General features: G+C 71.8%; 20 protein-coding genes. 16 read left to right on the forward strand and 4 right to left on the reverse strand.

Annotated features, from left to right (window positions below):
- Entirely contained in the window at positions 1-1,125 is a 1,125-nt protein-coding gene (locus tag ACGFYP_RS14200) for a sulfite oxidase (protein WP_393491785.1), read from the reverse strand.
- Between the two features lie 125 nt (positions 1,126-1,250).
- Here ACGFYP_RS14200 and ACGFYP_RS14205 point away from each other — a divergent pair, with 125 nt between their 5' ends.
- Positions 1,251-1,649, forward strand: a complete 399-nt coding sequence (locus ACGFYP_RS14205) for a VOC family protein (RefSeq protein WP_393491790.1) — start codon at positions 1,251-1,253, stop codon at positions 1,647-1,649.
- On the opposite strand, the gene ACGFYP_RS14210 is transcribed toward ACGFYP_RS14205, so the two are convergent.
- A complete protein-coding gene (locus tag ACGFYP_RS14210; RefSeq protein ID WP_393491796.1) occupies positions 1,586-2,323 on the reverse strand; it encodes a helix-turn-helix domain-containing protein in 738 nt (245 codons plus the stop codon). The two genes, ACGFYP_RS14205 and ACGFYP_RS14210, sit on opposite strands and share 64 nt — an antisense overlap.
- A 58-nt stretch (positions 2,324-2,381) precedes the next feature.
- Positions 2,382-3,497, reverse strand: coding sequence for a YihY/virulence factor BrkB family protein (locus tag ACGFYP_RS14215; protein ID WP_393491800.1), 1,116 nt, complete (start codon positions 3,495-3,497; stop codon positions 2,382-2,384).
- Positions 3,498-3,514: 17 nt separating this feature from the next.
- On the opposite strand from ACGFYP_RS14215, the gene ACGFYP_RS14220 reads away from it, so the two are divergent.
- The 14 genes from ACGFYP_RS14220 to ACGFYP_RS14285 all read left to right on the forward strand — a co-directional run bounded on the left by ACGFYP_RS14220 (position 3,515) and on the right by ACGFYP_RS14285 (position 17,269).
- The gene (locus ACGFYP_RS14220; protein ID WP_393491806.1) at positions 3,515-5,167 is read left to right on the forward strand and encodes an acyl-CoA dehydrogenase family protein; all 1,653 of its coding nucleotides are present in this window, start codon (positions 3,515-3,517) and stop codon (positions 5,165-5,167) included.
- Between the two features lie 439 nt (positions 5,168-5,606).
- Positions 5,607-6,929: a GAF domain-containing protein gene (locus ACGFYP_RS14225; RefSeq protein WP_393491811.1), complete on the forward strand. Its 1,323-nt coding sequence runs from the start codon at positions 5,607-5,609 to the stop codon at positions 6,927-6,929.
- A gap of 157 nt (positions 6,930-7,086) precedes the next feature.
- Positions 7,087-7,656: a GNAT family N-acetyltransferase gene (locus tag ACGFYP_RS14230; protein ID WP_393491816.1), complete on the forward strand. Its 570-nt coding sequence runs from the start codon at positions 7,087-7,089 to the stop codon at positions 7,654-7,656.
- A gap of 142 nt (positions 7,657-7,798) precedes the next feature.
- Positions 7,799-7,882 (forward strand): putative leader peptide, encoded by an 84-nt coding sequence (locus ACGFYP_RS14235; protein WP_352077884.1) that lies wholly within the window; start codon positions 7,799-7,801, stop codon positions 7,880-7,882.
- A 126-nt stretch (positions 7,883-8,008) separates the two neighbouring features.
- Positions 8,009-9,706, forward strand: coding sequence for a nitrite/sulfite reductase (locus ACGFYP_RS14240; RefSeq protein WP_393491820.1), 1,698 nt, complete (start codon positions 8,009-8,011; stop codon positions 9,704-9,706).
- Complete coding sequence (locus tag ACGFYP_RS14245; protein WP_393491825.1) at positions 9,703-9,882, forward strand: hypothetical protein; 180 nt, start codon at positions 9,703-9,705, stop codon at positions 9,880-9,882. Before ACGFYP_RS14240 ends, ACGFYP_RS14245 begins: the two co-directional genes overlap by 4 nt.
- Positions 9,879-10,598: a phosphoadenylyl-sulfate reductase gene (locus ACGFYP_RS14250; protein WP_361966984.1), complete on the forward strand. Its 720-nt coding sequence runs from the start codon at positions 9,879-9,881 to the stop codon at positions 10,596-10,598. The genes ACGFYP_RS14245 and ACGFYP_RS14250 overlap by 4 nt, the downstream gene beginning before the upstream one ends.
- Positions 10,595-11,197: an adenylyl-sulfate kinase gene (cysC, locus tag ACGFYP_RS14255; RefSeq protein ID WP_393491831.1), complete on the forward strand. Its 603-nt coding sequence runs from the start codon at positions 10,595-10,597 to the stop codon at positions 11,195-11,197. Before ACGFYP_RS14250 ends, cysC begins: the two co-directional genes overlap by 4 nt.
- Positions 11,194-12,132: a sulfate adenylyltransferase subunit CysD gene (gene cysD / locus ACGFYP_RS14260; RefSeq protein WP_393491834.1), complete on the forward strand. Its 939-nt coding sequence runs from the start codon at positions 11,194-11,196 to the stop codon at positions 12,130-12,132. The genes cysC and cysD overlap by 4 nt, the downstream gene beginning before the upstream one ends.
- Before the next feature lie 2 nt (positions 12,133-12,134).
- Positions 12,135-13,484 carry a GTP-binding protein gene (locus ACGFYP_RS14265; protein WP_361966976.1) on the forward strand — a complete coding sequence of 450 codons (1,350 nt, stop codon included), beginning with the start codon at positions 12,135-12,137 and terminating at the stop codon, positions 13,482-13,484.
- A 202-nt stretch (positions 13,485-13,686) separates the two neighbouring features.
- Complete coding sequence (locus ACGFYP_RS14270; RefSeq protein WP_393491838.1) at positions 13,687-14,793, forward strand: aliphatic sulfonate ABC transporter substrate-binding protein; 1,107 nt, start codon at positions 13,687-13,689, stop codon at positions 14,791-14,793.
- Positions 14,794-14,836: 43 nt separating this feature from the next.
- A complete protein-coding gene (locus tag ACGFYP_RS14275; protein WP_393491841.1) occupies positions 14,837-15,631 on the forward strand; it encodes an ABC transporter ATP-binding protein in 795 nt (264 codons plus the stop codon).
- Entirely contained in the window at positions 15,618-16,529 is a 912-nt protein-coding gene (locus ACGFYP_RS14280) for an ABC transporter permease (protein WP_393491844.1), read from the forward strand. The genes ACGFYP_RS14275 and ACGFYP_RS14280 overlap by 14 nt, the downstream gene beginning before the upstream one ends.
- Before the next feature lie 8 nt (positions 16,530-16,537).
- Positions 16,538-17,269, forward strand: a complete 732-nt coding sequence (locus ACGFYP_RS14285) for a sirohydrochlorin chelatase (RefSeq protein ID WP_393491847.1) — start codon at positions 16,538-16,540, stop codon at positions 17,267-17,269.
- On the opposite strand, the gene ACGFYP_RS14290 is transcribed toward ACGFYP_RS14285, so the two are convergent.
- A complete protein-coding gene (locus tag ACGFYP_RS14290) occupies positions 17,266-18,429 on the reverse strand; it encodes a hypothetical protein (RefSeq protein ID WP_393491851.1) in 1,164 nt (387 codons plus the stop codon). The two genes, ACGFYP_RS14285 and ACGFYP_RS14290, sit on opposite strands and share 4 nt — an antisense overlap.
- Positions 18,430-18,630: 201 nt before the next feature.
- Here ACGFYP_RS14290 and ACGFYP_RS14295 point away from each other — a divergent pair, with 201 nt between their 5' ends.
- The gene (locus tag ACGFYP_RS14295) at positions 18,631-19,095 is read left to right on the forward strand and encodes a hypothetical protein (protein WP_393491854.1); all 465 of its coding nucleotides are present in this window, start codon (positions 18,631-18,633) and stop codon (positions 19,093-19,095) included.
- Position 19,096: the final 1 nt, after the last annotated feature.

Raw genomic sequence — 19,096 nt, forward strand, 5'->3', positions numbered from 1 at the left:
TCAGACGACGACCACCTCGACCGTGGCGACCGTGTTGCAGCCGTAGCCCTGGGCGTTCCACGGTGCCCGCTCCGGCTGTGTGGCGCCGTGGGAGTCGGTCGCGCGGGCCAACAGCCGGTACCGCCCGGGGCGGCGCGGTGTCCACGGGTACGACCAGCCCGTCCAGGCGTACGGGCCGGTGGGCGGCTCCAGTTCGGCGTCGTGCCATCCCGCGTCCGGGGCGCTCTCCCCCGGTCCTGTGCCGTCCTCGTCCTCGGCCCGTACCTCGACGCGGCCGACGGTCCGGCCGCCGCCGGACCAGGCCCTGCCCCGTACGACGGTCTCGGTCCCGCGCCGCAGGTCCTCGTCCGCTTCGGGGGCGGTGATGAGCGACTTGACGCGGATCGCGCCGACGGGCCCGTCGGGGGTGCCGTCCGAGGCGATGTAGACGTACTCCTCGGTCTGGAAGACGCCGGTGAAGGGTGCGGTGACGGCCCGCGCCCCGACCAGCCACTTCACGTCCGCGACCGCGTACCGGCCGGGCACCACGAGCCGCACCGGGGCGCCGTGCCGGGGCGGGAGCGGTTCGCCGTTGAGGTGGGTGGCGAGCAGGGTGTCGGGGTGCAGGGCCTCGGCGAGCGGCAGGGCGCGCTCGAAGGCGGTCCTGCGCCCGTGGAAGGGTCCCTCGTCCGCTCCGGCGAAGACGAACTCGACGGCATCCGGGTCGACCCCGGCCCGTTCGGCGACCAGGCGGAAGGGCACGCCCGCGAACCGGGCGCAGCCGACCGCCCCGCGCTCCCAGGGCAGGCCCGGCGGCCGGGGGTTCATCAGGGCGCGTCCGTTCCCGGCGCACTCCAGGACGACGTCGAACTCGCGGCGACCGGAGGGGTCGGCGCGGCCTAGGGCGATGAGCTGCTCGTAGTCGACGGTGAGCGGTGTGGTGACGGCGCCGTCGACGCGCAGCCGCCACCGGCCGATCTCCGTGCGCGGGACGCCGAAGTGGTCGCGTACGAAGAGGGCGTCGGCGGGCGTCACCGGGTCGCCGAGCGCGGCCATGGGGGTCTGCGCGTTGTACGGCTCCGTGGTCACCGTCTCGGGTGCCCAGACGGTGGCCCCGGGCCCCTGGGGAATGGCCGATGCGGTCATGCCGGCACCTCCGTCGGGCGCGGTCCCGCTCTCAGCGTACGTCGGGCCCCTGGCCCCCACTTCCCGGTGCGTCCGCGTCCGATTCGTGCAAGACCCGGCGGCCGCGCCGTGCCTACCGTTCCCCCATGAACACACCACGACTCGACGTCATCGGCCTCGTCGTCTCCGACATGGCCGCCTCGCTCGCCTTCTACCGGCGGCTCGGTCTCGACGTTCCCGCCGAGGCCGACGGCCAGCCGCACGTGGAGGCCGCTCTGCCCGGGGGGATGCGGATCGCGTGGGACACCGAGGAGGTCGTCCGCTCCTTCGATCCCGGCTGGTCCCGGCCCGAGGGCGGTGACCGGATCGGGCTCGCGTTCCTCTGCGACTCGCCCCGGGAGGTGGACGCGACGTACGAGGCGCTCGTCGCGGCCGGGTACCAGGGGCATCTGAAGCCCTGGGACGCCGTGTGGGGCCAGCGCTACGCCGTCGTGCTCGACCCGGACGGCTGCGGGGTCTCCCTCTTCGCCCAGGCAGAGGCGTAGGCGGACAGCGTCGTACCGGCCAGCGCGCGGGTCTCGCGGGCCAGGTGGGCCTGGTCGGCGCAGCCCGCGCGCAGGGCCGCCTCGGCGTACGGGACGCCCGCCCTGACCAGGGCCAGGGCGCGCTGGAGCCGCAGGATCCTGGCCAGCGTCTTGGGCCCGTAGCCGAACGCGTCCAGGGACCGCCGGTGCAGCTGACGGGCGCCCAGGCCGACGGCGTCGGCGGTCTCGGCCACGGGCCGTCCGGCGGCCAGGCGCCGCGCGACGGCGCGGATCACCGGGTCGGGGTCCGGGGCGTCCGCCGCCCGGTGGACGGCGAGGTTCTCCAGTGCGGCGGCGGGGTCGGGCGCGGCGGACACCCGCTCGGCGAGCCGCCGGGCCCGCGCCTCGCCCCAGAGCGCGCCGAGCCCGACCCGCCGGTCCCGCAGGGCGCTCGCCGGGACGCCGATCAGGGCGGGCGCGTCTCCGGGTGCGAAGCGGATCCCGGCGTAGCGGCCGGGATCGCCGTCGGGGACGTACACGCCGGTGTCAGGTCCGGCGACGAACAGCCGGCCCTCGTGCCAGATCAGGTCCATGCAGCCGTCGGGCAGCACGGGCACCGGCTCCTCGCCCACGGGCGGTGGCGTGAGGGTCCAGACGACCGCGCCGTCGAGGCGCGCGGGGCGTTCCTCGTACACCCTTCTGAGCCTAGGCCCCGCGCCAGGGCCTGTCCGGCGGATCGGGGTAGGACAGCCCCTAGTCCTTCTCCCAGCCGGAGTGCAGTCGCGACTTGACGTCGTCCGGGGGCAGGAAGCGCGACCAGCGTTCGGGGAACTCCGAGGGCATGTCGGGGTCGTCGTCGTCCACCTCCTCCGCCTCCGCGCGCAGCCGGGCGACGAGGTCGGCGGCCTGGGCGGCGCGGGCCCGGTCGCTGGCCTCGCGGGCGGCGGCGGTGGCGACCGAGGGCCAGACCCGGTCGATGGCCGCGTTCACGGCCGCGCCGACGAGCACGGCGAAGGCGGAGATGCCGATCCAGAGGAGGACGGCGATGGGCGCGGCGAGGGAGCCGTAGATGGTCGGGCCCTCGACCTGGCTGGTGAGGTAGATCCGCAGCAGGAAGCTGCCGAGCACCCACATCCCGAGGGCCACGAGCGCGCCCGGGATGTCCTCGATCCACGGCGATCTGACGGGCACGGACACGTGGTACAGCGTGGTGAGGAAGGCGATGGAGAGGAGGATGACGACCGGCCAGTAGAGGACGGAGACGACCTCCGTGCCCCAGGGGATCAGCTCCACCACCCGGTCGGGACCGACCACGGCGAGCGGCAGCACGACCGCGCCGATGAGCAGCGCCACGATGTAGAGCAGGAAGGCGAGGAGCCGGGTCTTGACGATGCCCCTGTGGCCGTCGAGTCCGTACATCACGGTGATGGTGTCGATGAAGACGTTCACGGCGCGCGAGCCGGACCACAGGGCGATGGCGAAGCCGAGCGAGACCAGTTCGGGGCGGGTGCCCTGGGTGACGTCGTCCAGGAGCGGTTTGGCGATGTCGCGTACGCCCCGGTCGGAGAGGACCGTTCCGGCGGCGCGGAGGATGTTCTCCCGCATGCTCGCGACGGTGTCGGTGTTGGTCCAGTCGTCGGCGTAGCCGAGGAGGGCGATGAGTCCGAGGAGCAGCGGGGGCAGGGACAGCAGGGTGAAGAACGCGGCTTCGGCGGCGAGGCCGAGGATGCGGTACTCGATGCACGAGTTGACGGTGTCCTTCAGGAGCAGCCAGACCATCTTCCGCTTCGAGACGTTGCGGTAGAGGACTCGCGCCCGGTGGAGTCGTGTCCCGGGCCGCCGCTCGGGTGTTTCGTTTGCTGCCTGCACCTCCTTACCGTATCGGCATGGCAGCCAGCACCCACACCGTGACCAACCAGCCTCCGCCCCTGGTGGGATACGACGTCTTCACCGCGGACCGGGCCCTCAGCGAGGCCGTGGAACGCCATCTCGACCCGGAGGTCTTCGCGGAGGCGGACGGGGAGCTGGCGGACTTCGGCCGGGCCGCCGGTTCGGAACAGGCGCGGGAGTGGGGGGTGCTGGCGAACGAGTGTCCGCCCCGGCTGCGGACCCACGACCGGTACGGGAACCGGATCGACGAGGTCGAGTTCCACCCCGCCTGGCACCGGCTCCTGGGGAGGGCGGTGGGCGCCGGGCTCACGGACGCGTGGGGCCGTCCGGGTGGTCATGTGCGGCGGGCGGCGGGCTTCATGCTGACGACGCAGATCGAGGCGGGGCACGGCTGCCCGCTGTCGATGACGCACGCGGCCGTGCCCGCGCTGCGGACCGACCCGGAGCTGGCCGCCGTGTGGGAGCCGCTGCTGACCTCGTGGGTGTACGAGGAGGGGCTGCGGCCGCCGGCGGAGAAGGCCGGGGTGCTCTTCGGGATGGGGATGACGGAGAAGCAGGGCGGCAGCGACGTACGGGCGAACACGACGGAGGCGCGGCCGCTGGCGGAGGACGGCACGTACGTTCTCACCGGGCACAAGTGGTTCTGCTCGGCGCCGATGTCGGACGGCTTCCTGGTCCTCGCGCAGGCATCCCCCGCTGGGGGACAGGGGGGCCTGACCTGTTTCCTGGTGCCCCGGGTCCTGCCGGACGGGACGCGGAACGCGTTCGCGATCCAGCGGCTCAAGGACAAGCTCGGCAACCGGTCGAACGCCTCCGCCGAGGTCGAGTTCGACGGGACGACCTGGGCGCGCCGGGTCGGGGACGAGGGGCGCGGGGTCCGCACGATCATCGGGATGGTGGCGGCGACACGGCTCGACTGTGTGCTGGGCTCGGCGGCGCTGATGCGGCAGGCGGTGGCGCAGGCCGTGCACCACGCCGCGTACCGCCGGGCGTTCGGCGGGGTGCTGATCGAGAAGCCTCTGATGCGCAATGTCCTGGCGGATCTGGCGCTGGAGTCGGAGGCGGCGACGGTCCTCGGGATGCGTCTCGCGGCGGCGTACGACACGGATTCCGAGGCCGAGCGGGCGTTCGCCCGGATCGCGGTGCCGGTGGCGAAGTACTGGGTGACGAAGCGGTGTACGCCGACGGTGGCGGAGGCCTCGGAGTGTCTGGGCGGCAACGGTTACGTCGAGGAGTCGGGGATGCCCCGGCTGCTGCGCGAGTCGTCGCTCAACTCGATCTGGGAGGGCTCCGGGAACGTCCAGGCGCTGGACGTGCTGCGGGCCTTGCAGAGGGAGCCGATGGCGCTGAACGCGTTCCTGACGGAGGTCGGGAAGGCGCGGGGCGCGGATCACCGGCTCGACCGGGCGATCCGGGGGATGCTGACCGAACTGGCCGATCTGGACGGGATCGAGGGGCGCGCGCGGCGCCTGGTGGAGCGGATGGCCCTGGTGCTGCAGGGGTCGCTGCTGGTGCGGTGGGCGCCGGCGGAGGTGGCGGACGCGTTCTGCGCCTCGCGTCTCGGCGGCGACTGGGGCACGGCGTTCGGGACGCTGCCGTCGACGCTGGACCTGGCGACGGTGGTGGAACGGGCGCGGGCGGAGGTCTGAGCCTGGTCGGACGTCTGCGCTCGGTCGGACGTCTGCGCGAGGGCGGAGGTCTGAGCGCGGTCGGACGTCTGCGCGCGATGGGACGTCTGCGCGAGGGCGGAGGTCTGAGCGCGGTCGGACGCTTGCGCGAGGGTGGAGGTCTGAGCGCGGTCGGACGCTTGCGCGAGGGTGGAGGTCTGAGCGCGGGGCCGCCGCGGGGTCGTTCTTGCGTGGGCCGCGGGGAGAAGCGGTGGGTGGTGCTGCGCCGACACGGCACCACCCTCCGCTCGCACCACCCTCACGCACGAGAGCGGTTGCTACCAGAGTTGCAAAGGGTTGCAGGATTACCCGAACCCGCCCTCATCGGAGACCACAGGACGGCACGATGGGCACCACACTCCGGAATCCCGCAGAACCGATACAGCACCGAGGCAGCAGCAAGGGTGGCTGGGAGAGACCGATGAAGAACACGCAGCTGAACAACACTCGGCTCGACATGAACCGGCTCGCCACCATGGACGCCGCCCAGGCGACCCGACTGCTGCACCAGGTACGGGAGGAGACGCTCGCGGGCCGCACGCCGCCGATCGCCCCCCGGCCGGTCATCGACGCCTCCTGGCAGCGGATGTTCCGGCTCGGTCTTGACCCGGACCAGGGCACCAGCAGCGTGCTGCTCCAGCGCGACGAGCTGGAGCAGCGCCGCCGCACGACCGTCCTCGGCGAAGTGATGCGGACGCTGAGCACGATGCTCGCCGGGATCGCGGACGCCTCGATGCAGATCATGGTGGTGACCGACGAGCAGGGCCGGGTGCTGTGGCGCGAGGGCAACCTCTCGGTGCTGCGGCAGGCCAACGGCATCTGTCTGGAGGAGGGCGCGGCCTGGACCGAGCACACCACCGGGACGAACGCGGTGGGGACGGCGCTCGCGATGCGGCGGGCCGTCCAGGTCCACTCGGCCGAGCACTACGTCCAGACTCTGCACAGCTGGACGTGTGCGGCGGCCCCGGTCCACGATCCGCGCGACCAGCGGCTCTTGGGGATCGTGGACGTGAGCGGACCCGCGTCCAGTTTCCATCCGGCGACGCTCGCGCTCGTCGGCTCGGTGGCGCAGCTCGCCGAGGCGGAGATGCGCGACCGCCATCTGCGGTCGATCGAGCGCCTGCGCTCGGTGGCCGCGCCGATCCTCTGCCGGGTGGGCGGTCGCGCGGTCGCGGTGGACGCGCACGGCTGGACGGCGGCGGTCACCGGTCTCGCCCCGGTGGACCGGATCGCGTTGCCGAAGTCCTTCCGGGCGGGGCGGGTGTGGCTGCCGTCGCTCGGGATGTGCGCGGTGGAGCCGCTGCCCGGCGGCTGGCTGCTCCGGGTCGAGGACGAGAACCGGTCGGGGGTCTCCTCCCTGCCGGGCGCAGAGGCGGTCAGCCGGGTGGTGCTCGACCTGAGCCGGCCGCGCCGCTGGTCGGTGGCGGTGTCGGGGGCGGCGGGCAGCTGGTCCCAGGAGCTGAGCCCGCGCCACGCGGAGCTGCTGTACGTCCTGGCCCTGCACCGGGACGGGCGGACGGCGGCGGAGCTGGCGGAGGACGTGTTCGGCGACCGGACGAGGACGGTGACGGTCCGGGCGGAGATGTCGCGGATCCGCCGGAACCTGGCGAGCGTGCTCGCCCACCGCCCGTACCGGTTCAGCGAGGAGGTCGGGGTCGAGATCGTGGGTCCGGAGGACCCCGCCGACCTGCTGCCCCACTCGACGGCCCCGGCGGTACGGTCCGCCCGACTCGGCCGCGCGTAGGCGGCCACCCGGGTCGAGGGGGCCGAGCGGAACCCTGTCCACCATGCGGACAGCGGTCCACGGAGCCGTCGGCCCACCGACCGCAGTCCGCCGACCGCCGACCGCCTCACACAGGACCGGCCTGGGAATCCGCTGCTCCGCATGATGCGATGAGGCCATGCGCATCACTCTCACCACCTGGTCCCTCGAACAGACCTCGCCGTCCGATCTCCGCGCCGCGCCCCCGCCGGAGGGCGACGACGTCACGGTCCGGCGCGCCGAGGTGCCCTCACCCGAGTACAGCCGCTTCCTCTATACGGCGGTCGGTGGCGACATCCGCTGGAACGACCGGCTGTCGCTCACGTACAAGCAGTGGCAGGAGATCGTCGAGAAGCCCGGGGCCGAGATCTGGGTGGCGTACGACAAGGGGACGCCGGCGGGGTACGTGGAGCTGGACCCGCAGGACGACGGTGTCGTCGAGATCGTCTACTTCGGGCTCATCCCCGCCTTCCGGGGCCGCCGCATCGGCGGGCACCTGCTCTCGTACGGTGTCCAGCGCGCCTGGGACCTGGCCGAGCGGTGGCCGGAGCGGGAGGCGACGCGTCGGGTCTGGCTGCACACGTGCTCGCTCGACGGGCCGCACGCGATGGACAACTACCTGCGCCGGGGCTTCACGCTGTTCGACACCAAGGTGGAGGAGGTCGAGGAGTCCGAGACCCCCGGCCCCTGGCCCGGCGCGCACGCCTGAGCCCTGCCCCCGTCGCACGTCCCGGGCCCGCGGGAGGACCCGGGACGTGACCCACGACACATCATCTCGCACAGCGAGACACTCTTGTCCACATAGCGGACGAAGCTGGACTGGGTCCAAAGTCCCGTGACACGCTTCCGTCATGTCTGGAACTGGAATTGCCTTGGTGAGTCGGCGGCACGTCGACCTCGGCCGCATGTCCAGCGCCATGTGTTCGGCGCGCTGAGAGAACCAGCACCGCCGCGAGCACCTTTCAGACCGACCCTGCTGCGCACCGTCGCGCCATCCCCTGACCCACGTACGAGTGTGCAGGTCAGAGCCGCCCTCCCGCAGTCCCGAAGGACAAAACGCCATGGCCGCCACCCCGGAAAACCCCGCACCCGCCACGCCCCGCCGCAAGGTGAGCCGTCACCGTGGCGAGGGCCAGTGGGCCGTGGGGCACTTCACGCCGCTGAACGGCAATGAGCAGTTCAAGAAGGACGACGACGGTCTCAATGTGCGGACACGCATTGAGACGATCTACTCCAAGCGTGGATTCGACTCGATCGACCCCAACGACCTTCGGGGCCGGATGCGCTGGTGGGGTCTGTACACCCAGCGCAAGGAGGGCCTCGACGGCACCAAGACCGGTGTCCTGGAGCCGGAGGAGCTGGACGCGGAGTACTTCATGCTCCGGGTCCGCATCGACGGCGGGCGGCTGACGACCGAGCAGCTGCGGGTCATCGGCGAGATCTCGCAGGAGTTCGCGCGCGGCACCGCCGACATCACGGACCGGCAGAACGTCCAGTACCACTGGATCCGGATCGAGGACGTCCCGGAGATCTGGAACCGCCTGGAGGCGGTCGGCCTGTCGACGACCGAGGCGTGCGGTGACACCCCGCGTGTCATCCTCGGCTCGCCCGTCGCCGGGATCGCCGAGAACGAGATCATCGACGGCACCCCCGCGATCGACGAGATCTACCGCCGGATCGTGGGCAACAAGGACTTCTCCAACCTGCCCCGCAAGTTCAAGTCGGCCGTCTCCGGTTCGCCGCTGCTCGACGTGGCGCACGAGATCAACGACATCGCCTTCGTCGGCGTGAACCACCCTGAGCACGGCCCCGGCTTCGACGTCTGGGTCGGCGGCGGCCTCTCCACCAACCCCAAGCTGGGCGTCCGCCTGGGCACCTGGGTCTCCCTGGAGGAGGTCCCGGACATCTACGAGGGCGTCATCTCGATCTTCCGCGACTACGGCTACCGCCGGCTGCGCACCCGCGCCCGGCTGAAGTTCCTCGTCGCCGACTGGGGCCCGGAGAAGTTCCGGCAGGTCCTGGAGGACGAGTACCTGAAGCGCAAGCTGACCGACGGCCCCGCCCCCGAGCAGCCGGCCGGACAGTGGCGCGACCACGTGGGTGTCCACAGGCAGAAGGACGGCCGCTTCTACGTGGGCTTCGCCCCGCGCGTCGGCCGCGTCGACGGCACCACCCTCACCAAGATCGCGGAGATCGCCGAGGCGCACGGTTCGGGCCGGGTCCGTACCACCGCCGAGCAGAAGATGATCGTCCTGGACGTCGAGGAGGCGCAGGTCGAGTCGATCGTCTCCGCCCTGGAGTCCCTGGACCTGCGCGTCAACCCCTCGCCGTTCCGGCGCGGCACGATGGCCTGCACGGGCATCGAGTTCTGCAAGCTGGCGATCGTCGAGACCAAGGCGCGCGGCGCCTCCCTCATCGACGAACTCGAGCGCCGCATCCCCGAGTTCGACGAGCCGATCACCATCAACATCAACGGCTGCCCGAACGCCTGCGCTCGTATCCAGGTCGCGGACATCGGTCTCAAGGGCCAGCTGGTCCTGGACGACGAGGGCAACCGCGTCGAGGGCTACCAGGTCCACCTGGGCGGCGCCCTCGGCCTTGAGGCCGGCTTCGGCCGCAAGGTCCGTGGCCTGAAGGTCACGTCGACCGAGCTGCCGGACTACGTCGAGCGGGTCCTCACGCGCTTCCAGGAGCAGCGCGAGGACGGCGAGCGCTTCGCCACCTGGGCGGCGCGCGCCTCCGAGGAGGCACTGTCGTGAGCGAGCGAGCCGCACCGTTCTACTGCCCGTACTGCGGCGACGAGGACCTGTTCCCGCACGAGCAGGGTCACGGCGCGTGGGAATGCCGGGCATGCAGTCGAGCCTTCCAGCTGAAGTTCCTGGGGCTCCTCGCCCCGGGCACTTCGAGCAATCCAGCTGGAGGGGAAGAGATATGACGACGACTCAGGCCATCACCGAGGACACCACGGACACCGACCTGAAGGCGCTCGCCGAGCAGGCCGGACGCGAGCTCGAGGACGCCTCCGCGCTGGAGATCCTCCAGTGGGCGGCCGAGACCTTCGGCAAGCAGTTCTGCGTCACCTCCTCCATGGAGGACGCGGTGGTGGCCCACCTCGCCTCCCGGGCCATGCCCGGGGTCGACGTGGTATTCCTCGACACCGGCTACCACTTCCCCGAGACCATCGGCACCCGCGACGCGGTCGACGCCGTGATGGACGTCAACGTCATCACCCTGACCCCGCGTCGGTCGGTGGCCGAGCAGGACGCCGAGTACGGCCCGAAGCTGCACGACCGCGACCCCGACCTCTGCTGCGCGCTGCGCAAGGTCAAGCCGCTCGAAGAGGGCCTGACCGCGTACCGCGCGTGGGCGACAGGACTGCGCCGCGACGAGTCCCCGACCAGGGCGAACACCCCGGTCGTCGGCTGGGACGAGAAGCGGCGGAAGGTCAAGATCTCCCCCATCGCCCGCTGGACCCAGGACGACGTCGACGCCTACGTCGCCCAGCACGGCGTCCTCACCAACCCGCTCCTCATGGACGGTTACGCCTCCGTCGGCTGTGCACCCTGCACGCGCCGCGTCGAGGAGGGCGAGGACGCCCGGGCCGGCCGCTGGGCCGGGCGGGGCAAGACCGAATGCGGGCTGCACGGATGACGGCCCCTCAGGACACTCGGGCCCCTCGCGCCACTCAGAACTTTTCGGAACCCCAGGAGACTCACGTGACCGGTGCCACCATCTGGCTCACGGGCCTGCCCAGCGCCGGCAAGACCACCATCGCGTACGAGCTCGCCGGCACCCTGCGCGGCGAGGGCCACCAGGTCGAGGTGCTCGACGGCGACGAGATCCGCGAGTTCCTCTCCGCGGGCCTCGGCTTCAGCCGCGAGGACCGGCACACCAATGTGCAGCGGATCGGCTTCGTCGCCGAACTGCTCGCCTCGAACGGCGTGAAGGTGCTGGTCCCGGTCATCGCCCCGTACGAGGACAGCCGCGAGGCCGTCCGCAAGCGCCACCAGTCCGAGGGCACCGCGTACGTCGAGGTGCACGTCGCGACTCCGGTGGACGTGTGCTCCGTGCGTGATGTGAAGGGGCTCTACGCCAAGCAGGCCGCGGGCGAGCTCAGCGGCCTGACCGGGGTCGACGACCCGTACGACGAGCCGCGCAACCCCGATCTGCGGATCGAGTCCCAGAACCAGACCGTGCAGGAGTCCGCGGCGCAGCTCCACGCGCTGCTCACCGAGAGGGGCCTGGCGTGACCACCACCGTTGCCCATGTTCATGAGGAGACCGACAGCCCGTTCGCGCTGTCGCACCTGGACTCGCTCGAGTCCGAGGCCGTCCACATCTTCCGTGAGGTGGCGGGCGAGTTCGAGCGGCCGGTGATCCTCTTCTCCGGCGGCAAGGACTCCATCGTCATGCTGCACCTGGCGCTGAAGGCGTTCGCGCCGGCGCCGGTGCCGTTCACGCTGCTGCACGTCGACACCGGGCACAACTTCCCCGAGGTCATCGAGTACCGCGACCGCGTCGTCGCCCAGCACGGGCTGCGGCTGCACGTCGCCTCCGTGCAGGAGTACATCGACGCCGGGAAGCTGCGCGAGCGCCCCGACGGAACGCGCAACCCGCTGCAGACCGTGCCGCTGACCGAGGCGATCCAGCAGCTCCGCTTCGACGCCGTCTTCGGCGGCGGGCGGCGCGACGAGGAGAAGGCCCGCGCGAAGGAGCGGGTGTTCTCGCTGCGCGACGAGTTCTCGCAGTGGGACCCGCGCCGCCAGCGCCCGGAGCTGTGGCAGCTCTACAACGGCCGCCACGCGCCCGGCGAGCACGTCCGCGTCTTCCCGCTCTCCAACTGGACCGAGCTGGACGTCTGGCAGTACATCGCCCGTGAGGGCATCGAGCTGCCGGAGATCTACTTCGCCCACGAGCGCGAGGTCTTCGCCCGCAGCGGCATGTGGCTGACGGCCGGCGAGTGGGGCGGCCCCAAGGACACCGAGACGGTGGAGAAGCGGCTCATCCGCTACCGCACCGTCGGCGACATGTCCTGCACGGGCGCCGTCGACTCCGACGCCACCACGTTGGACGCCGTCATCGCCGAGATCGCCGCCTCCCGTCTCACCGAGCGGGGTGCGACCCGCGCCGACGACAAGATGTCCGAGGCCGCGATGGAAGACCGCAAGCGCGAAGGGTACTTCTAGCCATGACGAGCACCACCGAGCAGTTCGCCGACGTCTCGGCGACGACCCTGCTGCGTTTCGCGACCGCCGGATCCGTCGACGACGGCAAGTCCACGCTGGTGGGCCGGCTCCTGCACGACTCCAAGTCGGTCCTCACCGACCAGCTGGAGGCCGTGGAGGCCGCGTCCATCAAGCGCGGCCAGGAGGCGCCCGACCTGGCGCTGCTCACCGACGGCCTGCGGGCCGAGCGGGAGCAGGGCATCACGATCGACGTGGCGTACCGCTACTTCGCGACCGCGCGCCGCCGGTTCATCCTGGCCGACACCCCCGGGCACGTGCAGTACACCCGGAACATGGTCACCGGCGCCTCGACCGCCGAGCTGGCCGTGGTCCTGGTCGACGCCCGCAACGGCGTGGTCGAGCAGACCCGGCGCCACGCGGCCGTCGCGGCGCTCCTGCGGGTGCCGCACGTGGTCCTGGCGGTCAACAAGATGGACCTCGTCGACTACGCGGAGCCCGTCTTCGCCGCGATCGCCGAGGAGTTCACGACGTACGCCTCCGAGCTCGGCGTCCCGGAGATCACCGCGATCCCGATCTCGGCGCTGGCCGGCGACAACGTGGTGGAGCCCTCCGCCAACATGGACTGGTACGGCGGCCCGACCGTTCTCGAGCACCTGGAGACGGTCCCGGTCAGCCACGACCTCACGGCCTGCCACGCACGTTTCCCGGTGCAGTACGTGATCCGTCCGCAGACCGCCGAGCACCCGGACTACCGGGGTTACGCGGGCCAGATCGCGGCCGGTGCCTTCCGGGTCGGCGAGGAGATCACCGTCCTCCCCTCGGGGAAGACGTCCACGATCACCGCGATCGACGCGCTGGGCGAGTCGGTGGACATCGCCTGGGCGCCGCAGTCGGTGACGATCCGCCTTGCGGACGACATCGACATCTCGCGCGGCGACCTCCTCGCCCCGAGCGGCGACTCCCCGGCCACCAGCCAGGACGTCGAGGCGACGGTCTGCCATGTGGCGGACCAGCCGCTGACGGTGGGTCAGCGGGTGCTGCTCAAGCACACGACCCGCACGGTCAAGGCGATCGTCAAGGAGATCCCGTCCCGGCTGACCCTGGACGACCTCTCCCAGCACCCCGAGCCGGGGCAGCTGGTCGCCAACGACATCGGCCGGGTGAAGGTCCGTACCGCCGAGCCGCTCGCGCTCGACGCGTACGCCGACTCGCGCCGTACCGGATCGTTCCTGCTGATCGACCCGGCGGACGGCACCACGCTCGCGGCCGGCATGGCGGGCGAGGCCTTCGCCGACTCCAAGGCCGTGGCGGCCGGTGCGGACGCGGCGGACGACGAGGGCTGGGACTTCTGACATGGCCTACGACGACGTCTACGGCACCTTCGCCAAGGAGGGCGGCCGCGTGGGTTCCGGCGCCCTCGGCGCGGGCAGCGGGGGTGTCGCGCGATGTGCCTGTTGATTCCGACGCGCCGCGTACGCGGCGCGATGCCGCTCGACCCGTACCACGAACGACATAGCCGAAGAAGCCTTCGAAGACCCTGAGGGGACCACCTCCGTGCCTGCCTTCCGTACCATCCCGCGCCGCTCGATCGCCGCTCTCGCGGCCCTGCCGCTGCTGATCGGCGCGCTCGCCTCGTGCGGGTACGGATCCCAGGCGAAGAGTGACGAGAAGAAGGTGGCCGCGGAGGGCGCGAAGCTCTCGGCGGAGTCGGTGCGGGTCGGCTACTTCCCGAACCTGACGCACGCCACCGCCCTGGTGGGCGACCAGGAAGGCATCCTGCAGAAGGAGCTGGGCGGCACGCAGTTGAAGGTCTCCACCTTCAACGCCGGCCCTTCGGAGATCGAAGCCCTGAACGCCGACTCGATCGACATCGGGTTCATCGGCCCCTCGCCCTCGATCAACGGCTACACCAAGTCCATGGGCAAGAACCTCCGCATCATCGCCGGATCCGCCTCCGGCGGCGTGAAGCTCGTCGTCAACCCCGCCAAGATCAAGACCCTCGACGACATCAAGGGCAAGCGGATCGCCACCCCCCAGCTCGGCAACACCCAGGACGTCGCCTTCCTCAACTGGATCTCCGAAAAGGGCTGGAAGGTCGACGCCCAGAGCGGCAAGGGCGACGTCTCCGTCCTGCGCACGGACAACAAGGTCACCCCCGACGCCTACAAGTCCGGCTCCATCGACGGCGCCTGGGTCCCCGAACCCACCGCCTCCAAGCTCGTCAGCGAAGGCGCGAAGGTCCTCCTCGACGAGTCCACGCTGTGGCCCGACAAGAAGTTCGTCATCACGAACATCATCGTGTCCCAGAAGTTCCTCACCGAGCACCCCGACGTCGTCGAAGCCGTCCTGCGCGGCTCGTCGAAGACGAACGAGTGGATCAACACCAACCCCGACAAGGCCACGGCGTCCGCCAACACCAAGCTCAAGGAACTCACCGGCAAGCCGCTGAGCGCCGGGGTGATCGACGCCGCGTGGCCCTCCATCCAGTTCACCGACGACCCGCTGGCCGCGACGCTCCGCGCCCAGGCGGACCACGCGGTGGAGGCCGGTCTCCTCAAGCAGCCCGACCTGAACGGCATCTACGACCTGGGACCCCTCAACAAGGTCCTGAAGGCAGCGGGCCGGTCCGCCGCCTCCGACGCCGGTCTCGGCGCCAAGTAACCGCACATCAGCCCGAGTTCAGGATTCCCAGGAGGTGACGACCATGGCCACGACCGCGACGCTCGCCAAGGCCGAGGACCGTACGGCGGTGACGCACGCCGCCCGGCTCGACCACGTCTCGAAGTCCTTCGCAGGACCCGGCGGGGGGCAGCTCGTCCTCGACGACATCTCGCTCGATGTCGCCCCGGGTGAGTTCGTCACCCTGCTCGGCGCCTCGGGCTGCGGCAAGTCCACCCTGCTCAACCTGGTCGCGGGCCTCGACCGGCCCTCCGCCGGGTCCATCGAGACCCCCGGCGGCCGGCCGGCCCTGATGTTCCAGGAGCACGCCCTCTTCCCGTGGCTGACCGCGGGCAAGAACATCGAACTCGCCCTGCGGCTGCGCGGGGTGCCGAAGGCCGAGCGGCGCCCGGAGGCGGAGCGCCTGCTCGAACTGGTGCGGCTGAGCGGCTCGTACCGCAAGCGGGTGCACGAGCTGTCCGGCGGTATGCGCCAGCGCGTGGCCCTGGCCCGGGCGCTCGCCCAGGACAGCGACCTGCTGCTGATGGACGAGCCGTTCGCGGCGCTCGACGCCATCACCCGGGACGTGCTGCACGACGAGCTGACCCGGATCTGGCGCGAGACGAACCTCTCGGTGCTGTTCGTGACCCACAACGTGCGCGAGGCCGTGCGGCTCGCCGAGCGCGTGGTGCTGCTGTCGTCCCGGCCCGGGCGGATCGCCCGGGAGTGGACCATCGACATCCCGCAGCCGCGCCGTATCGAGGACGCCGACGTGGCGGAACTGTCCATCGAGATCACCGAAGAACTGCGTGGGGAGATCCGCCGTCATGGCCAGCACTGAGACGACCACCAAGGCCACCAAGGCCACCAAGGCCGCCAAGGCCGACGACCTGGCCGGTCTGGAAGCGGGCCTCGACGCCCTCGACGCGGTGCAGGTGCGCCGTACGCCGGTGGGCGAGGTCCTGGTCAAGAAGGTCCTGCCGCCGGTCCTGGCCGTGCTCCTCGTCCTCGTGGTCTGGCAGCTGCTCGTCATGGCCGAGGTCACGGACGAGTCCAAGCTGCCCGCGCCGAAGGCGGTCTGGGACAGCCTGACCACCATGTGGCTGGAGGGCACGCTCCTCGAAGTCCTCTGGACGAGCGTGTCGCGCGCCCTGCTCGGCTTCCTGATGGCGCTCGCGATCGGTACGCCGCTGGGCCTGCTCGTCGCCCGGGTGCGGTTCGTGCGCGCGGCGATCGGGCCTGTGCTCGCGGGTCTGCAGTCGCTGCCGTCGGTGGCCTGGGTCGCCCCGGCCGTGCTGTGGATCGGCCTCAACGACTCGATGATGTACGCGGTGATCCTGCTGGGCGCCGTGCCGTCGATCGCCAACGGCCTTGTGGCCGGCGTCGACCAGGTCCCGCCGCTCTTTCTGCGGGCCGGGCGCACGCTCGGCGCGACCGGCCTGAAGGGCGCCTGGCACATCGTGATGCCGGCCGCGCTGCCGGGCTACCTCGCGGGCCTGAAGCAGGGCTGGGCGTTCTCGTGGCGGTCCCTGATGGCGGCGGAGATCATCGCGTCCTCGCCCGACCTGGGACTCGGCCTCGGCCAGTTGCTGGAGAACGGCCGGAACAACTTCGACATGCCGGGGATCTTCCTGGCCATCATCCTGATCCTGCTCGTCGGTGTCGCCATCGACCTGCTGATCTTCAGTCCGCTGGAGCGCGCGGTGCTGCGCGGGCGCGGTCTGCTGGTGAAGGGCTGAGCAGCGCCATGTCCGAGGTCCTTCTCGTCGTCGCCCACGGCAGCCGCGATCCGCGGCACGCCGCGACCGTGCACGCCCTGGTGCGGCGGGTCAGGTCGCTGCGGCCGGGGCTGCGGGTGGAGACGGCGTTCCTGGACTTCAACCTGCCGTCCGTGCCGGGGACCCTCGACCGCCTCGCGGCCGAGGGCGTACGGGACGTGGTGGCCCTGCCGCTGCTCCTGACCCGCGCCTTCCACGCGAAGGCCGACATCCCGGCCGTCCTCCGCCAGGCCCCGCCGTCCCTGCGGATCCGCCAGGCGGAGGTACTCGGCTCCTCTCCGCTGCTGGTCGCGGCGGTGGAGCGACGGCTGTACGAGGCCGGGCTCGCGCCCGGCGACAAGAGCACGACCGGGGTCATCCTCGCCTCGGCGGGCTCCACAGACCCGGAGGCGATCGCAGCGATCGCAGAAACGGCGCGGGAGCTGCGGCGCACCGGTTGGTGCTCCGTGCGGCCTGCGTTCGCCTCCGCATCTCTCCCGAGGACCGAGGACGCGGTCCGGGCGATGCGCGCCGACGGCGTGCGCCGGGTGGCGGTGGCCCCCTACGTCATCGCCCCCGGCCGCCTCCCGGACCGCATCGCGGCGGGCTCGGCCGAGGCCGACGTCCTGGCGGACGTCCTGGGTCCGTCGGAGGAGCTGGCCCGCCTCCTGATCCAGCGCCACGACGAGTGCCGCACGGCGGAACGCGTCGCCGTCGCCTAGGCGGTCGCGGGCGTTCCCTGGCTGTCCGGGGCAGGGCTCTCCGCATGGCCGCGCAACGTCAGCCGTAGCGTGATCGTGGCCACGGTGCCCGCCACCAAGCCGCAGGTCAGGGCCGCCGGGACGCCGTTGCCGAGGGAGGCCGCGAGTTGGATCAGGCCCCAGCGCAGGCCCGTCGGGTTCGTCGCCATCCCAAGCAGCTGGCTCGCGAGCAGGCCGATGACGGTCGCGCAGACGGCGCCGACGGCCATGGCCGGGAGCGTGACGCGGGTGAGCAGTCCGGGCAGGACGCGCAGCGCCCACCACACCACGGCGAGCAGCAGCACGTCGCCGACCCGGTACAGGAGCCAGCCGCCGATGGAGCCGCCGGCCGGGGCCGTCCAACCGCCGAGCAGCAGCCACTGCCGCAGGAGGTCCCCCGGTGTGACGAACAGTCCACCGTCCGGGGACACCGCCTGGATGGCCGCGGCGACCCGCTCGTACGAGAGGACCACCAGGGACAGGGCGATCACGGCAGTCCCCGCGGTGGCCGCCAGGCGGACCGGGCCGGCCGGGACCGTGCGCCTCGGGAGCGGACCGGCGCCCTTGGCGGTGATCCGCGCGACGACCACCGTCACGGCCGCCGCCACCAGCGCGGTCAGCACGAGGACCTGCCGCCCCGAGGCGATCACGCTCGCCAGGTTCGGCAGGAAGCGGTAACTGCCGCGCCCGTTCGCCGCGATGAGCCACGGCGCGGAGACCGCCACCGCCAGGGTTCCGGCCACCACGCCCCAGGCCCACACCCCGAGCAGCGTGGCCGGTATCCGGCCCCGTACCGGCGGCAGCCTGCGGATCAGCAGCAGCGCCCCGGGGACGAAGAAGGCGAAGACCGCCCCGAACCGGATCTGCATCGCGGTGGTGTGGAGCGAGAGATAGCGGCTGTTGTCGACCGACGCGGTGTCGCCGATCCCGCCGGACACCTCGGCGCCGAGCCGGTACGAGTCCGGCGGGTCGTACGCCCAGGGGACGAGCCAGTGTTCCAACTCGGCGGCGGCCCGGCCGCCGAGCACGCTCGTGGAGCCCTGCAGCTGCAGCGCCTGCACGCTCGCCCCCGCCCACCACAGCAGGGCGGTGAGCAGAAGAGCTCCCGCCAGTGCCGGTATCGCCGCTCGCCGGTATGTCATGTCCCCGCCCCCGCCGTGGTTTCCGTACCCGGTGAATCCTTGATCACAAGGAGGCTACGGCGTGCCGATCACGTACATGTCACGCCCGCCGCCCGCCTAGGCTGCAGAAACATGGACATGACGGAGCATCGGGAAGAAGAAGCGGGCCCGGCGGATGCCCGGCCTCGGCGCCGGCCGGTGCGTCTGGGGATCCTCGCGCTCGTGATCGCGGTGCCCGTCGGCGGCCTCGTCTGGCTGTTCCAGGACGAGCTGTTCGAGCCGTTCGGCGACGTCCGGGCCTGCGAGGGGAGCGAGACGCCCCTGCCCGCGGTGATCGCCCCCGGGGGCGCGGCCCTCCCCGACGACGCCTCCGACGTCCACTACGTCACCCGGAAGGGCCGCGCCCAGGTCTCCTTCCTGAGCAGCCGGATTCCGGACTATCTCCATCGCGCGGGCCTCCTCGCAGACGACGGGCCCCTCGTCGGCGGCCGGAACGGGACCAAGTACGGGCTCGGTGACGGCGAACCCGAACTCCCCCAGGGGCTGTGCGGCTCCCCCTTGCGCGGACCCGTCTGGTCCTACGCCAACGACTCCGTCGACGTCCTCGTCGAACGCTCGACGGTCGCCCCCGACCGCTTCCCGAGCCCGGCACGCGCCCTCGTCACGTACACCCTCCCCCTCCCCTGAC

The organism is Streptomyces sp. NPDC048370 (genome assembly GCF_043200825.1).
Classification (GTDB): Bacteria; Actinomycetota; Actinomycetes; order Streptomycetales; family Streptomycetaceae; genus Streptomyces.

Coding starts and splice junctions, on each gene's coding strand:
- ACGFYP_RS14235 (WP_352077884.1), top strand. CDS start 7,799: ATGTCTGGAACTGGAATTGCCTTGGTGAGTCGGCGGCACGTCGACCTC.
- ACGFYP_RS14240 (WP_393491820.1), top strand. CDS start 8,009: ATGGCCGCCACCCCGGAAAACCCCGCACCCGCCACGCCCCGCCGCAAG.
- ACGFYP_RS14200 (WP_393491785.1), bottom strand. CDS start 1,125: ATGACCGCATCGGCCATTCCCCAGGGGCCCGGGGCCACCGTCTGGGCA.
- cysC (WP_393491831.1), top strand. CDS start 10,595: ATGACGGCCCCTCAGGACACTCGGGCCCCTCGCGCCACTCAGAACTTT.
- ACGFYP_RS14280 (WP_393491844.1), top strand. CDS start 15,618: ATGGCCAGCACTGAGACGACCACCAAGGCCACCAAGGCCACCAAGGCC.
- ACGFYP_RS14290 (WP_393491851.1), bottom strand. CDS start 18,429: ATGACATACCGGCGAGCGGCGATACCGGCACTGGCGGGAGCTCTTCTG.
- ACGFYP_RS14205 (WP_393491790.1), top strand. CDS start 1,251: ATGAACACACCACGACTCGACGTCATCGGCCTCGTCGTCTCCGACATG.
- ACGFYP_RS14250 (WP_361966984.1), top strand. CDS start 9,879: ATGACGACGACTCAGGCCATCACCGAGGACACCACGGACACCGACCTG.
- ACGFYP_RS14220 (WP_393491806.1), top strand. CDS start 3,515: ATGGCAGCCAGCACCCACACCGTGACCAACCAGCCTCCGCCCCTGGTG.
- ACGFYP_RS14265 (WP_361966976.1), top strand. CDS start 12,135: ATGACGAGCACCACCGAGCAGTTCGCCGACGTCTCGGCGACGACCCTG.
- ACGFYP_RS14225 (WP_393491811.1), top strand. CDS start 5,607: ATGAAGAACACGCAGCTGAACAACACTCGGCTCGACATGAACCGGCTC.
- ACGFYP_RS14275 (WP_393491841.1), top strand. CDS start 14,837: ATGGCCACGACCGCGACGCTCGCCAAGGCCGAGGACCGTACGGCGGTG.
- ACGFYP_RS14285 (WP_393491847.1), top strand. CDS start 16,538: ATGTCCGAGGTCCTTCTCGTCGTCGCCCACGGCAGCCGCGATCCGCGG.
- ACGFYP_RS14230 (WP_393491816.1), top strand. CDS start 7,087: ATGCGCATCACTCTCACCACCTGGTCCCTCGAACAGACCTCGCCGTCC.